This is a genomic window from Kingella sp. (in: b-proteobacteria) (assembly GCF_030527935.1).
Lineage (GTDB): Bacteria > Pseudomonadota > Gammaproteobacteria > Burkholderiales > Neisseriaceae > Kingella_B.
Genome location: NZ_JAUMZV010000006.1, coordinates 15,031 through 28,932 on the forward strand (window position 1 = coordinate 15,031; position 13,902 = coordinate 28,932).

The 13,902-nt window shown below is 49.5% G+C and carries 16 protein-coding genes and 2 tRNA genes; 8 read left to right on the forward strand and 10 right to left on the reverse strand.

The window, feature by feature from the left end; genetic code table 11:
• Positions 1-2: 2 nt before the first annotated feature.
• The 10 genes from zapD to Q4A85_RS03040 all read right to left on the reverse strand — a co-directional run bounded on the left by zapD (position 3) and on the right by Q4A85_RS03040 (position 8,791).
• Positions 3-764 (reverse strand): cell division protein ZapD, encoded by a 762-nt coding sequence (gene zapD, locus Q4A85_RS02995; RefSeq protein WP_303107683.1) that lies wholly within the window; start codon positions 762-764, stop codon positions 3-5.
• Between the two features lie 40 nt (positions 765-804).
• Positions 805-1,413: a dephospho-CoA kinase gene (gene coaE / locus Q4A85_RS03000; protein WP_303107684.1), complete on the reverse strand. Its 609-nt coding sequence runs from the start codon at positions 1,411-1,413 to the stop codon at positions 805-807.
• A 1-nt stretch (position 1,414) separates the two neighbouring features.
• Positions 1,415-2,248: an A24 family peptidase gene (locus Q4A85_RS03005; RefSeq protein WP_303107685.1), complete on the reverse strand. Its 834-nt coding sequence runs from the start codon at positions 2,246-2,248 to the stop codon at positions 1,415-1,417.
• A gap of 10 nt (positions 2,249-2,258) precedes the next feature.
• Complete coding sequence (locus tag Q4A85_RS03010; RefSeq protein WP_303107686.1) at positions 2,259-3,542, reverse strand: type II secretion system F family protein; 1,284 nt, start codon at positions 3,540-3,542, stop codon at positions 2,259-2,261.
• A 23-nt stretch (positions 3,543-3,565) separates the two neighbouring features.
• Positions 3,566-5,251 (reverse strand): type IV-A pilus assembly ATPase PilB, encoded by a 1,686-nt coding sequence (gene pilB / locus Q4A85_RS03015; protein ID WP_303107687.1) that lies wholly within the window; start codon positions 5,249-5,251, stop codon positions 3,566-3,568.
• Between the two features lie 208 nt (positions 5,252-5,459).
• Positions 5,460-5,535: transfer RNA gene (locus Q4A85_RS03020), tRNA-Thr, on the reverse strand.
• A 17-nt stretch (positions 5,536-5,552) separates the two neighbouring features.
• Positions 5,553-5,628: transfer RNA gene (locus tag Q4A85_RS03025), tRNA-Thr, on the reverse strand.
• Positions 5,629-5,723: 95 nt separating this feature from the next.
• Positions 5,724-6,413, reverse strand: coding sequence for a lipoprotein-releasing ABC transporter ATP-binding protein LolD (gene lolD, locus Q4A85_RS03030; protein ID WP_303107688.1), 690 nt, complete (start codon positions 6,411-6,413; stop codon positions 5,724-5,726).
• Entirely contained in the window at positions 6,406-7,668 is a 1,263-nt protein-coding gene (locus Q4A85_RS03035) for a lipoprotein-releasing ABC transporter permease subunit (protein WP_303107754.1), read from the reverse strand. Before Q4A85_RS03035 ends, lolD begins: the two co-directional genes overlap by 8 nt.
• Positions 7,669-8,035: 367 nt before the next feature.
• The gene (locus tag Q4A85_RS03040; RefSeq protein WP_303107689.1) at positions 8,036-8,791 is read right to left on the reverse strand and encodes a helix-turn-helix transcriptional regulator; all 756 of its coding nucleotides are present in this window, start codon (positions 8,789-8,791) and stop codon (positions 8,036-8,038) included.
• A 226-nt stretch (positions 8,792-9,017) separates the two neighbouring features.
• Between Q4A85_RS03040 and Q4A85_RS03045 the strand changes: the two genes are divergently transcribed.
• The 8 genes from Q4A85_RS03045 to Q4A85_RS03080 all read left to right on the forward strand — a co-directional run bounded on the left by Q4A85_RS03045 (position 9,018) and on the right by Q4A85_RS03080 (position 13,848).
• Positions 9,018-9,290, forward strand: a complete 273-nt coding sequence (locus tag Q4A85_RS03045) for a helix-turn-helix domain-containing protein (protein WP_289006551.1) — start codon at positions 9,018-9,020, stop codon at positions 9,288-9,290.
• Between the two features lie 33 nt (positions 9,291-9,323).
• The gene (locus Q4A85_RS03050; RefSeq protein ID WP_303107690.1) at positions 9,324-11,381 is read left to right on the forward strand and encodes a transposase family protein; all 2,058 of its coding nucleotides are present in this window, start codon (positions 9,324-9,326) and stop codon (positions 11,379-11,381) included.
• 17 nt (positions 11,382-11,398) lie between these two features.
• Positions 11,399-12,292, forward strand: coding sequence for an AAA family ATPase (locus Q4A85_RS03055; protein WP_303107691.1), 894 nt, complete (start codon positions 11,399-11,401; stop codon positions 12,290-12,292).
• Between the two features lie 96 nt (positions 12,293-12,388).
• Positions 12,389-12,661, forward strand: coding sequence for a hypothetical protein (locus Q4A85_RS03060; protein ID WP_303107692.1), 273 nt, complete (start codon positions 12,389-12,391; stop codon positions 12,659-12,661).
• Positions 12,658-12,855 carry a hypothetical protein gene (locus Q4A85_RS03065; protein WP_303107693.1) on the forward strand — a complete coding sequence of 66 codons (198 nt, stop codon included), beginning with the start codon at positions 12,658-12,660 and terminating at the stop codon, positions 12,853-12,855. The genes Q4A85_RS03060 and Q4A85_RS03065 overlap by 4 nt, the downstream gene beginning before the upstream one ends.
• Complete coding sequence (locus Q4A85_RS03070) at positions 12,852-13,064, forward strand: hypothetical protein (RefSeq protein WP_303107694.1); 213 nt, start codon at positions 12,852-12,854, stop codon at positions 13,062-13,064. Before Q4A85_RS03065 ends, Q4A85_RS03070 begins: the two co-directional genes overlap by 4 nt.
• Complete coding sequence (locus tag Q4A85_RS03075; RefSeq protein ID WP_303107695.1) at positions 13,061-13,324, forward strand: hypothetical protein; 264 nt, start codon at positions 13,061-13,063, stop codon at positions 13,322-13,324. The genes Q4A85_RS03070 and Q4A85_RS03075 overlap by 4 nt, the downstream gene beginning before the upstream one ends.
• On the forward strand, positions 13,321-13,848 hold the full coding sequence (locus Q4A85_RS03080; protein ID WP_303107696.1) for a hypothetical protein: 528 nt from the start codon (positions 13,321-13,323) through the stop codon (positions 13,846-13,848). The genes Q4A85_RS03075 and Q4A85_RS03080 overlap by 4 nt, the downstream gene beginning before the upstream one ends.
• Positions 13,849-13,902: the final 54 nt, after the last annotated feature.

The following is a 13,902-nucleotide window of genomic DNA, read 5'->3' on the forward strand; positions in this document are numbered from 1 at the left end:
TTTCAGGCTGCCTGCCGTATGGCAGAATCGCCATCAAAACTGCACACAATCATTTTAAAATCAATATCATGCGGGATAACTTCGCCCCGCATCCCTTCTTGGCTCGCCTGCACAAAGCGAATATGCGTGAAATATTTATTCGCCGACACTTCGGGCAACGCCCCCAAACTTTGCGGAATGGCAATCGTGAGCAAATGAATATTCTGCTCCATCTTGCTGTGTTCATAGTGCCCCGCTTCGGCATGGCATTGCACAACTATTTGATTACTCCGCAAAATTTCCAGCAGCAAATGCACCGCGTGATACGTGGGCATCATAAATTCACTCCAACGCTGCAAATCTTGCCTGCGCTTTTGTGCATCCACTTTTTGCCAAAAATAATAACTCGGCAGCTCAACAGGCGTAGTCCCCCCCGCCACCAACATCCGCTGTTTCACCGCCATCAGCCATTCATTCTCGCGAATATGCTGCCCAAATTTTTGCTGCACTTCCTGCAAATTCTGCGCCGTTTGGTTCAACCGCTCCAACATCGGCGCATCATTTTGATATTTCTCACTTTGCCGCTGGCGTTCCAACTCCTGCAAAATATCCAACTTCAATTCCGCACGCGACGAGCTTTCCATAATCTCAAACAGCGTGCTCAACGCAATATGGTGCGACCATTTATCATCGCCAGAGGTGGCATGGTTGAAGCGGTTGAACAAATGCTCAATACGAATCAAGCTGCGAACGCGCTCGGTCAATGGGTGGTCAAAACTTAACATCTATATGATTTTCCTTATTTTTCACTGGCAAAACATCGTTTCAAGCTGCCTGAAACAACGCTAAATACGCGCGATGCTGTCGTTCAACCGCTTGCTGCAAATCCTGCAAACTGCCTGTATTGGCAATCACATCATCCGCAACGCGCAAACGCGCTTCATCGCTCGCTTGGCTAGCCATAATGGCGCGAACAGCCGCTCCTGTCAAACCATTGCGCGCCATCACACGCTGCACACGGACGCTTTCAGGGCAAGTAACCACCAAAATCCGCGCCACAATCGATTGAAAAATAGGATGTTCTACCAAAGTAGGAATTTCCACCACGCCATAGGCAGCCTGAAAATCCTTTTGCTGCCGCTCAATTTCAGCAAAAATCAACGGATGCAAAATCGCTTCCAACTTCGCCTTTTCCCGCTTATCCGCAAACACCCGTTCGCGCATATAACCACGGTTTAGGCAGCCTGAAATGGTCAACGCACCATCACCAAATTGCTCACGAATCTGCTGCAATGCTGCATTGCTCGCCGTTTGCGTAAGCTGTCGCGAAATCGCATCCGCATCAATTCGCGGCACGCCCAAAGCAGAAAAATCGGCAGCGACTTGACTCTTGCCACTACCGATTCCACCTGTTAGTCCAATCCAAACAGTCATTTTAAAAGCCTGATTTTATCAGCCACCAGTGAATAAAATCGCCCACCGAACCATGAAATAAAAACACAAACCAGCCCGCAACTGCCAAGCATGGACCAAATGCCATAGGCGTATTTCGTGCAACACGTTTAACTAAAAACGCCGCGATGCCCACAAGAGAAGCCACAAGCAAGGTAATCGGTATAACAGCAACGCCCAACCACGCACCAATCGCCGCCAGCAATTTGAAGTCGCCATAACCCATGCCTTCTTTGCCAGTCAGCAATTTGAACACATGAAACAGCGTCCACAGGCTCATATAGCCCACCATCGCGCCAATAACAGCCTGCTCCAATGGCACAAAACCTGTGTACAAATTGAACAATAAACCGAACCATATCAATGGCAAAGTTAACTCATCAGGCAGCATTTGTGTATCTGCATCAATAAACGTCATCGCTACTACGTATGCCGTAAACACACACGCGCCAATGGTTTCTAGCGAATAACCATATTGCCACGCCATCAATCCGAACAACACACCTGTTAACAATTCCACCAACGGATAGCGGATGCTAATCGGCGTATGACAAGAATGACATTTACCGCGCAACATCAACCAGCTAATCACAGGAATATTGTGCCAAGGCTTAACTCTCGCACCACAATTCCCACAGCGCGATGGCGGCGTGATGAGATTGAAAGTAGGCTGCTCAATTGCTTCTAATCCCAAATGTGCTCTCGCTGCCCGTGTCCAATAATTGTTCAACCACACGGGCAAGCGATAGATAACCACATTTAGAAAACTGCCAATCAATAGACCAAAAATAATGGCAAAGATAACAATAATATCCAAGGTTTATTCCTTAACCGATTGCATCGCCCATGCTGAATAATGGCAAATACATTGCAACCAGAATAACACCAACGATACTACCCAATACAACCATAATGATAGGCTCCATCAAGGATGAAAGCGTTGCCACAGCAGTGTCTACCTCATCTTCATAGAATTCAGCTACTTTATTCAACATATCATCCAGCGCACCTGATTCTTCACCGATAGATGTCATTTGCACAACCATATTGGGGAAGATACCTGCTGCTTGCATACCAGAGGTAAGTGAAATACCTTGGTTTACCTTACTGCGAATTTCATAAGTCGCTTCTTCGTAAATAATATTACCTGATGCACCTGCAACAGAATCCAACACTTCAACCAAAGGTACACCCGCAGTAAACAGTGTAGCGGTTGTACGAGACCAGCGCGCAATTGTTGCTTTACGCACAATCTCACCAAAAATAGGCATTTTCAATAACCATCCATCCACTCGTTTTTGGAACGCAGGTGAACGCTTATGAAATTGAATCAAACCAACTATGATACCGATAAAGATTGGAATAATTATCCATCCTTGACCCACAAAAAAATCAGATAAATTCATCATCCATTGTGTCAACCCCGGTAATTCTGCACCCAAACCTTCATAAATTTTCTTGAATGATGGCAATACAAACATCATCATGACCAAGATTAAGACAATAGCTACTACCATCACCGCAATCGGATAAGTCAGCGCACTTTTTACCTTTTTCTTAATGGCTTGTGTTTTTTCCATATAGGTTGCCAATTTATCCAGCAAACCTTCTAACACACCACCCGTTTCACCCGCAGCAACCAAATTGCAATAAAATTTATCAAAATATTTGGGATGTTGTGAAAACGAGCTAGCCAAAGAATTACCTTGTTCAACGCTGTTTTTTACATCCAACAACAAGTTAGTCATCGCAGCATTAGAATGACCTTTCGCCACAATATCAAATGCTTGCATCAGCGGCAGACCCGCTTTCATCATAGTAGCCAACTGACGTGTAAACACCGTGATATCTGCAGAAGTAATCTTTTTCTGCCGTTGTTTTTTCATTTTCGTCAGTTGAATGATTTTGATTTGGCGACGTGCTAACTTTTGGCGTGCTTCATCTTCTGTTTTTGCAACAACCTCACCGCGCACAATCGAATCGCTTTGTAGACTTTTGCCTTCAAATTGATAACGATTGCCCTTTTCTACTTTCTTAACATTTGCAGCAGGTTTTTTTGCCACTACTTTTTTTGGGGCTGCTTTTCTAGCAGGTTTTGCTAAGGATGCCATAATGATTCCTTCAATTTAGTTAATTATTCATTTGTTGTTGCAATTACTTCCTCCAACGAAGTAATCCCTTGCATAACTTTCAATAACCCAGAACGGCGCAAATCCACCAATCCTTCTTCGTAAGCAATATTGGCAATATCCACTTCTGTACCACCTTTCATGATGACCGCTTTCATTTTTTCGGTCATGGGCATCACTTCATACAAGCCAGCACGCCCTTTATAGCCCTTGCCTTTACAGGCATCACACCCAACAGGGCGATACATCGTCCATTCTTTTGCCAAATCTTCTTCTGTGAAGCCTACATCCAATAATGCTTCTTTGGGAGGGCGTTCCATTGGTTGTTTGCAAGCCACGCACAAGCGACGTGCTAAGCGTTGCGCCATAATCAAGTTTACCGCACTAGCAATATTAAATGGTGCTACGCCCATATTGAGCATACGAGATAATGTTGCGGGGGCATTATTGGTATGCAAGGTTGAAAACACCATATGCCCTGTTTGCGCCGCTTTAATCGCAATATCCGCTGTTCCTAAATCACGAATCTCACCAATCATAATTACGTCTGGGTCTTGCCGCAAGAACGCTTTTAGTGCCGCTTCAAATGTTAAGCCTTGCTTGTCGTTTACGTTTACTTGGTTAATCCCTGGTAAGTTAATCTCTGCAGGGTCTTCTGCGGTGGAGATATTGATGTCTTCGGTGTTAAGAATATTTAAGCAAGTATAGAGCGACACCGTTTTACCTGAACCTGTTGGTCCTGTTACCAGTACCATGCCGTATGGACGATTGATGGCTTCCAAAATCAGTTCTTTTTGAAAATCTTCAAAGCCCAGTTGGTCAATATTCAGGCTGGCTGCGTCTGAATTCAAAATACGCATTACCACTTTTTCGCCGAACAGGCAGGGCATGGTGTTTACACGAAAGTCAATGGCTTTGGCATTTTTGGAAAATTGCAACTGAATCCGTCCGTCTTGCGGAACGCGCTTTTCAGAAATATCCATTTTCGCCATCACTTTAATACGCGATGCTAACTGGCTACGCACGGAAAGCGGGGGCTGTACCACTTCGCGCAACTGACCATCCGCACGGAAGCGAACACGCGCCATAAATTCGTAAAATTCAAAGTGAATATCGGATGCGCCTGATTGAACCGCATCGGCCAGAATTTTTTGAATAAATCGCGCAACAGGCCCATCTTCTTCTTCCACACCATCCACAATCATGGCGGGAGCTTGACCGTTTTCCAGTTGCGTGGCGGCAACGTCCATTTCTTTTAACAATTCGTTGTTGCTTTGACCAAACCAGTCCAACACATTGGTTAATTGGTCATCGCGCACCACCACCAGCTCAACTTGCAAGCCTGATGCAAACGCCAGTTTTTGCACATTTTGGATTTGCGTGGGGTCGGAAACGCCCACATACAAAGAACGTCCGCGCTTCAACAATGGGATGCAACGAAATTCTTTCATTTGTTCCGATGTCATCACGTCTTTAATTACGCGGCTGCGCGGATAGTAATTCAAATCCAAAACAGGGTAATTAAATAAGCGGGCGCATAATTCTGCCAACGATTCTGGCGTAATAACTTTGTCGCCAAAAAGCAGGGGCATAACGGGTTTTTCTGCTTTTACGGCTGCTTGATATTTTTCAATATTCTCTTGTGGAACAAGTTTTTGCTGTACCAAAATACGCAATAAACCAATACTCATACTGCTTCCTGTTTATTCTTTATGCTTGATTAGGCAGCCTGAAAATCTTGGACTGCCTTGCGCATTAAACTGTAAAATTTCTCGGGCAATTATACCAAATCTCGCTTTAAGTGTTGCTTTATCTTAGCAAATGTAAAGTTTTTTAGGGAAAAGCGTTTTATTTATGCGACAAATGAAAAAAAGCAGCTAAATTTAGCTGCTTTTTATTTGGTGCCGGCGGCAGGAATCGAACTCGCGACCCCCTGATTACAAGTCAGGTGCTCTACCAACTGAGCTACACCGGCGTTAAAGGAGTGAATTGTGGTGCCGGCGGCAGGAATCGAACTCGCGACCCCCTGATTACAAGTCAGGTGCTCTACCAACTGAGCTACACCGGCACGGAAAGACGCGCATTATACGGCTATTTTAGGATTTGGCAAGGGTTGGTTAAGGCTTTGTAAACAGGGGTTTGTTTTTTATTGATAAATTATTTTCAGGCTGCCTGAAAGGGGATTACGCTGCCGTCTTGCACGGTGAGCACGCGGTTGAAGCGTTGGGCGAGTTCGTCGTCGTGGGTAACCACAATCAGGGCGGTGCCCAGCTCGGCTTGCAAATCCAGCATCAAATCCAGCACAAGGCGGGCATTTTTGCGGTCTAGGTTGCCTGTGGGCTCATCGGCGAGCAGGCATTTGGGGTGGTTGACAAGGGCGCGGGCGATGGCGGCGCGTTGTCGTTCGCCGCCTGATAGCTCGGCGGGCCGGTGTTGGATGCGTTGCGCCAGTCCCACTTTTTCTAGCATGGTTTTGGCGCGGGCTTCGGCTTCGCGGCGGGGCAGTTTGCCAATCAGCAGAGGCATCATCACGTTTTCCAGCGCGGTAAACTCGGCGAGCAGATGGTGGAATTGGTACACAAAGCCGAGATTTTGATTGCGCAGCGCGCCGAGTTTGGCTTGGCTGAGCGTTTTCAGGTCTTGCCCGATGATTTTCAGGCTGCCTGAATCGGGTTTATCCAGCCCGCCGAGAATGTGCAGCAGGGTGGATTTGCCGCTGCCTGATGCGCCGATGATGCTGACGCTTTCGTTTTCGTTGATGCTGAAATTAAGGTCGCGCAGCACTTCCACGTTGAGCGCGCCGTCGTGGTAGGTTTTGGCGATGTGTTGGGCTTCGATAATGGGCTTATTCATAGCGTAGGGCTTCTGCGGGTTGGGTTCGGGCGGCGCGCCAGCTTGGGTAGAGCGTGGCAAGGAAGGATAAAAGCAGCGAAATCAGGACAACGGTGATGACATCGGGGGCTTGGATGTCGCTGGGCAGGTAGTCAATAAAATAGACTTTGGCGGAGATAAGGTGCGTGCCTGTTTGCATTTCTATCCATTTGATGATGCTGCCGATTTTCCACGCCAGCAGCAAGCCGAAAACCAGCCCGAATAGCGTGCCGAGTATGCCTGCCACCATGCCTTGCACCACAAAAATCTTCATCACGCCGCGCGGGGATAAGCCGAGCGTGCGCAGGATGGCGATGTCGGATTGTTTTTCGGTTACGGCCATCACCAGTGAAGAAACAAGGTTAAACGCAGCAACGATGATGATGCAGGTGAGCAGCAACGAGAGCATGCGTTTTTCCATTTCTACGGCGGAGAAATAGCTGCGGTTGTTGTCCGTCCAATCTTGCACCCATATTGTATTGCGCTGGTTTTCGGGGATAAGCCGCTGCATCACGGCGGGGGCGTTTTGCGGGTCGGCAAGGCGCAGGCGCAATGGGATGCTGCTTTCATCTTGGCGATAGAGTTTTTTTGCATCTTCTAGGTGAATCAAGGCTTTAACGTTGTCGGCATCTTCTACGCCTGTTTTCACAATGCCGACTACGTTGAACTGTTTGAGCCGTGGGGCTACGCCTGCGGGGGTTACGTTGCCTTCGGGGGTGATGACGGTTACTTTATTGCCGATGGTTACGTCTAGCGTTTTAGCAAGGGCGGAACCGAGAATGATGTTGAATTCGTCGGGTTTTAGGTCGTTCAGGCTGCCTGCTTCTAGGTTGTTGGCGTAATCCACCACTTTGCGTTCTTGCTCGGGCAGGATGCCGTCTAGTTGCACGCCTCGCACTTCGCCTGCGTTTGCCAGCAGGGCTTGCCCTGATAACAAGGGGGCGGTGGCAATGATTTCGGTTTTGTTGGCAAGCTGGGTTTGCAGTTGTTGCCATGTGGGCGCGCTGGCGGCTTCGGCTTCGCTGGGCAAGTAGCTAACCATAGCGTGTGGGGCGATGTTGAGCAGCTGCCCGCGAATTTCTTTTTGAAAGCCGTTGACTACGGATAACACGGTAATCAGGGCGATAACGCCAAGTGCGATGCCCACGATGGAGATTGCAGAAATGAACGACATAAAGCCGCTGCGTTTTTTGGCGCGGAGATAGCGCAAGCCAATCCATGTTTCTAGTGATGCCATTTGTTTCAGGCTGCCTTTGCTGGGGGTGGTTTGATGGAAAGGGAGCGATTGTATCATTAAGAACCTGTATTCATTATTTGCATAGGCAGATTTGATGACATAAAAGCGCGAATACAAGGCAAAAAGCGCAGCAAGTGTGGGGGACTGATAGTTTTTGCACCGCTCCAATTCGTGCTGAACTTCGCGCAAACCCTTGCTACATCAACGATGCAGCCGATTGTGCCTACGCCAACGATGACGTTACCTTTTTCAAAAAAACGATAAAAACCTATCAAATTCCTAGCAAAAGCTAGTGGATTTCGCGCAAGAATGAACGCGGTTTAATCAGGAATTAACACCTGATTAAACCGCGTTTAATTTTTGGGCATTACAGCAAGCGCCCCAGCCAGACGACTTTGCCGATAATGGCGAAATCGTCATCGGCGGACAGCTCAAAGGGCGGATAAGCGGTATTGGCACTGATGACCAGCAGTTTGTTTGGCAGGCGCTGGATGCGCTTTACAAACACTTCGTTGCCGATTCGCAGTGCGTACAACCCGTCGCGCACTTCGTTTTGGGCGTGGTCAACCAAGATTGTGTCGTTGTTTTTTAGGACGTCGTCCATGCTGTCGCCGCTTACTTTGACGACTGAAAGCTTGTCAAACTGCGATGTAACAAAGGTTTGCAGCCATTCGGCGCGGAAGGCGAGCGTGTTGATGGGCTGCTCGTTGTCCACCCACAAGCCAATGCCAGCGGATAGGCGCACATCGTAGTATGGGATAAACACAAACTCATCTACATCAACGGGGTTGCCTTGCGTATCGCACACGTCTGCGCTTTCAGGCTGCCTGTTTTTGCGCTTTTGCGCAGCGAGCTGCTGAACCAGCTTATCGGTGCGGGCGATATTGTCGGCTAGGGACATTTCTTGGGGTTGCGCGGGGAAAGGCTCGCCTTCTCCTGTCATCAACCATTGCCAATCACATTTTTTTAAATTCTGTATCAAAATCAAAGTTTCAGCTTTTGGAATAGTATTCTTTTCCAAAATCCGCATCATTCCACTAATGGATAAATTCAAATCTTTTGCAATATGTGCAGGCTTCGCTCCGTCCCATAAAAACAGCAGCCGTTCTTTAAAATTTTCCATAGCAAACTCTTTTGTTAAGTAAAAAAGCGACTAAACAAGAGACTAACCAAAAAATGGAACTTTTTTGTTTAGTTAAATTCTCAAAAGAAACAAATATTTGAGAATTTTCTCCACGAAAGAGCGAAATTTACTAAGCAAAAGAGTTTACAACTCCTTTTTTGTTTAGTAATATGCGCCCATACCAAACCAAGTAACCCGATAAAGTAACTTAATAAGGTAACACATTATGCAAAAAAATACAGCAACATCTACCGCCAAAGATTGGCATCGCGCAGATGTTACCGCTGCTTTAAAAAAGGTTGGGTGGTCGGTTCGTGCTTTATCAAGAGCACATGGGCTGCATCCTGACACGTTAAGCGCAGCGCTAATCCGCCCTTATCCCAAAGGCGAGAAAATTATTGCTGATGCTTTGGGCTTAACACCGCAAGACATCTGGCCGGAACGCGAAGCAAGACGAAATTTTCAACCCATACTGCATCGTGCACAGCCTGCTATTTAGCAGCTTTACACGAATTTTAAGAAAGTTATTCAAATGAATACGTTATTTAGTTCACAAGAATTGCTGGAAATGGAACTGTCTATGCTACCCAAATCCAAGCAAGGAATTGATTACCGTGCTAAGTCAGGGCAATGGGCTTTTGAATATGTTGCAGGCAAAGGGCGTGGCGGAAAAGTAAAGAAATATTTATTTTCCAGCCTGCCCCCCGCAGTCCAACAAGTCATTCTCCAAAAACAAACCGCCGAGCTTCTTTCCCAAGCCCGGCAGCCTGAAAGCACTTTTCCCGCGCCAAAAGAAGCCCAGCTTCCCTTGTTGTTGGAAGACAACACTTCTGCACTGAATGCACTTACCCAAAAGCAAAAAAACTGCGCTGCTGCACGTTGCGCCATTGTCCAAGACATTTTGCATACTGGTAATGCGCTTAGTTTATCACGCAAACGCGCGGTTGCCTACTTTTTGGAGCAGCTGCACGCGGGCACGCTGCCTGAGCGGTTAAGCCGTTTGGTGGGCATTGCCAACGCCCGCAACAATGCGCGGCGCATGGTGAGCCCGCGCACGCTGGCAAGCTGGGTGGATGCTTATGTGCAGGCGGATAAGGATGCCAACCGCCGTTTGCTGGCTTTATCGCCCGCCGCCACCAAGCTGGAGCGTTCGCCTTTTGCGGAAAACTGGCTACCGCGGTTTGTGCAATGGCATAAGGTGCCGCAAAAGCCTGCGCTGGCGCATAGCTATGAACGCTTTAAAGCGCAATGGCTGGCAGATGGGCTGCCTGAAAACGAGCTGCCGAGCCTGCGCAAGGTGCATCGGGTGTGGAACAAGCTGCCTAAAACCTTCCGCGAGCAGGGGCGCAGCACAGGGCAGGCGTATTTGACGCTGCTGCCTTATGTGAAGCGCGATTGGCATGTGTTGCAGCCGAATCAGGTGTGGATTGTGGACGGGCACAGCTTTAAAGCGCGGGTGAAGCACCGCGATCACGGGCAGCCGTATGTGCCGGAGATTACGCTGGTGGTGGACGGCTGCACGCGCAAGATTTTGGGGTTTAGCATCACCACAGGCGAAAGTAGCAAAGCGGTTGCCGATGCTTTGCGTATGGCGTTAAAGCATGGCGGGCTGCCGGTGTTGATATACAGCGATAACGGCAAGGGCGAAACGGGGCGCGATATTACGGGGGAACTGACGGGCTTTTGTCCACGCTTGGATATTGAGCATAAAACGGGCACGCCGGGGCGGGCGCAAGGGCGCGGGATTATTGAGGGCTTGTGGGATATCACGCTGATTAAGCAAGCCAAAACCTATGCCAGCTATCACGGCAAGGATATGGACAAAAGCGCGGGGCATTTGATGTATCGCAAAACCAATAGCTGGGCGAATGCCGAGATGAAGGGCAAGGCTTTGAGCGATGAGCAACGGCGATACCAAAGCAAAATGCCCAGTTTCCAGCAGTTTTTTGCCGATTTGCTGGCGGTGCTGGACGAATACAACGCCAAACCGCACAGCGCACACCCGAAAAAACCCGACGGCACGCATTACAGCCCGAACGAATATTGGGATTGGCGCATGGCGCAGCTGCCGATTGAGCAACGCCCCGAACAGATTAGTGAAGAGGAAATGCGGCTACTGGAGCGCAGCATGGAAGCGCGCACGGTGCAACGCGGTTGGATACAGTTTAACCACGCTGGCTATTTCAGCACTGCGCTTGCGCCGTATGACGGGCAAAAGCTGCTGATTGCTTACGATTGGGACGATGCCAGCCATATTGAGGTGTATCAGCCCGATGGGCGGTTTGTGTGCACCGCGCAATTAAACGGCAACACCCGCGCCGCGTTTGAAAACGTGGACAGCATGGCGGATACGCAGCGCAAAAAACGCGTTGCCAAGCAGATTACGCGCAAAAACAACCAAATCCAACGGCTGCAAATGGACATTAACGGCGGCAATGTGATTGAAAACACGCCTGATTTTGCGCAGATTTTGCCAAGCGAGCCGATACCTGCCGCCAATGAATACGATTTTGATTTGTTGGACAAATTAAGCGGATTCGATGAAGACGAAACCGCAGAGCCGAAAAAACAGTATTTTAATTTTGCTTAAAGAAAGGTTGATAAATCATGCAATTACAACAACGGTTAACACAGTTTATGCAGGCGCACGGCGTGTCGCAAAACCAAGTCGCCAAAAGCATAGGGAAAAGCGCGGCGGCGGTGAACCAATGGCTGCAAGGCAAGTATGCAGGCGATAACGAAGCCTTGGAGCAAGCGATTAACGCCTATTTAAACCGCGAGCAAGGGCGGCTGGCGATTGGCAGATTAGCCAAACAATGGGTGGAAACCGCCACCGCCAAGCGCATGCTGGGGCTGCTGACCGCCGCGCACCGCGACCGCGAAAACGCATTGCTTTACGGGCAGGCGGGCATGGGCAAAACCACCGCGCTGCGCCATTATGCCGAGCTGCACCCTGATGTGGTGTTGATTGAAGCGATGCCGACTTATACGCCTGCGGTGGTGTTGAAAACGATAGCGAAAAAGTTGAGCTTGCCCGTTTCAGGCAGCCTGAATGATTTGAACGAAGCGATTTTAAGCCGATTGAGCGACAGCGGGCGCATGATTGTGGTGGACGAAGCGGAAAACCTTTCCACCAAATCGCTGGAAATTTTGCGCCGCCTGCACGACAACGCGGAAGTGGGCTTGGTGTTGGCGGGGATGCCGCGCTTGCGCTTAAACCTGATGGGGCGGCATGGCGAATTGGCGCAGTTGTTTAGCCGCGTGGGCTATGTGTTGGAGCTGCCTGAAAGCATGGCGGATAAGGAGTTGGCGCAAATTTGCCAACACACGCTGCCTGAATTGAGTGAGGTGTTGAGTAATAAGATGGTGCAACGCGCTAATGGCAGCCCGCGCCGCTTGTGGAAAATGATGACGATTGCCGACCGCACCAGCAAGGAGACGGGCGATGCGATTAATGCCGATATGTTGGAGCAGCTGGATAAGATGCTGTTGAAAAATTGAGGGCGTGCGGTGAGACGCAATCCCCTAAAAGCAAAGGCGAATAATTTTTTTGCCTTGTGAATTTTGTAACTATTTGATTTAAAAGGAAATACAAAAATGAACAACGATTATTTGCTGCGCGGATTTTGGCGCGATATGGCGATGCTGGCGGCGGGAATGACCGCAGGCGCGATGATGACGGCGGCGGTTTCGCACGCGCAACCGCCTGTGCTCCAGCCCGCCGTGGCGGTGGAGAAAAACTGCGATGCGCTGTGGAACACGCCGTATGCGGATTTAAACGCGGCAGAGCAGGAGGCGCGCTATCAATGCGATGAGGCGGAAGCGTTGGTGGATAGATGGGCGGCGGCGAGTGGGGAGGAACAGCCATGATACGTTACACCCTTTACCTGCCTAGTGATACGCACGAGCCTTTGCCAATTGGCACGATTGAGCACCGCCCCGCCAGTAACCAAGCTGTGTTGCGGCTGGATGGTAGCAAAGAAAAAACGTTTTACAGCGTGGCGGCAGCGATGAAAAGCGTGCGAAACCAATATCCCGGCGCGTTTTTGGAGGACGGCGAATGAACATTGTTAAAGAGTACAGCTTGGAAATCCGTATCACACGGCAGGATAACAAATTCGGCTGCGACATCACCACCTACAACGGCGAATTGCTGTATGGCGTTATCCCCGAATACAGCCATGAAAACGATGCCGTCTATGCCGCGCTGCATGCCTTGGCAATGCAAAACAATTTTTCAGGCTGCCTGAAAGAAGCAGAGTGTGCAGCATGAAGCTCAACATAAGTTTAAAAAGCACATGGCGGCTGGCGCGCACAGAGGAACGCGCCCAGATGGTTTTTTATGCGCTGCTGATAATAATTAACGGCTGGCTTGTTATCGGGATGAAGATTGACAGCCAACGCGATGTCGCCTTGTTTCTCGCCTGCCTGCTGGCCATGTTTGCCGCCGCCAACGGCTTGCAAGTGATCCGCCGCGATATCGTTATCCGCCTACTCACCGTTGCCTTGCGGCGCAAAGGGGCGCAGCCATGAGCGCCGAAGAGCTGGAAACCGAACTGCGCTACGCCCGCATCGCCATCTGGACGGTGGCGCAGATGGGCGGCGAGAGTGCCAAGCTGCTGATGCAGTATATCGGCTGGTTTGCCCCACCTAACGGCAAATTGAGCTTTGGCGAGATTTACCAGCATTTAACCGCGGTGCAAGCGATGTTTAACGACAGCACGGCAGCGCAATGGCAGGCAGCCTTGCGGCAGATGTTGACGGATAAGGTTGCAGGCAGCCTGAAAATGCCGCTGAGCGACCATTTGACGTTGGAAGATTATTTAGCCGCCGCAAGCCATGCGCGGGATGGGCAGCCTGAAAACAACGGCAGCGAGCATGCAGCAAGCGCTGCGCAAGGTGCAAACCACAGCGCCGGCAGCTACCCCGAAGGCACGCGTCTTGTACCCAAGAGCGAACCGCCACCCGCCGCCGCGCCGCCCAGCGCAGAGCAAAAAGCCCGAGCGCATAAGCTGTGCCAACAAATGCAACAAGCCTGCCACCGCGCACGGCGATAGGCAGCCTGAAAAGCAAAACTGATTTTTAACCCTGCGGCAAGCCATTCTTGCCGC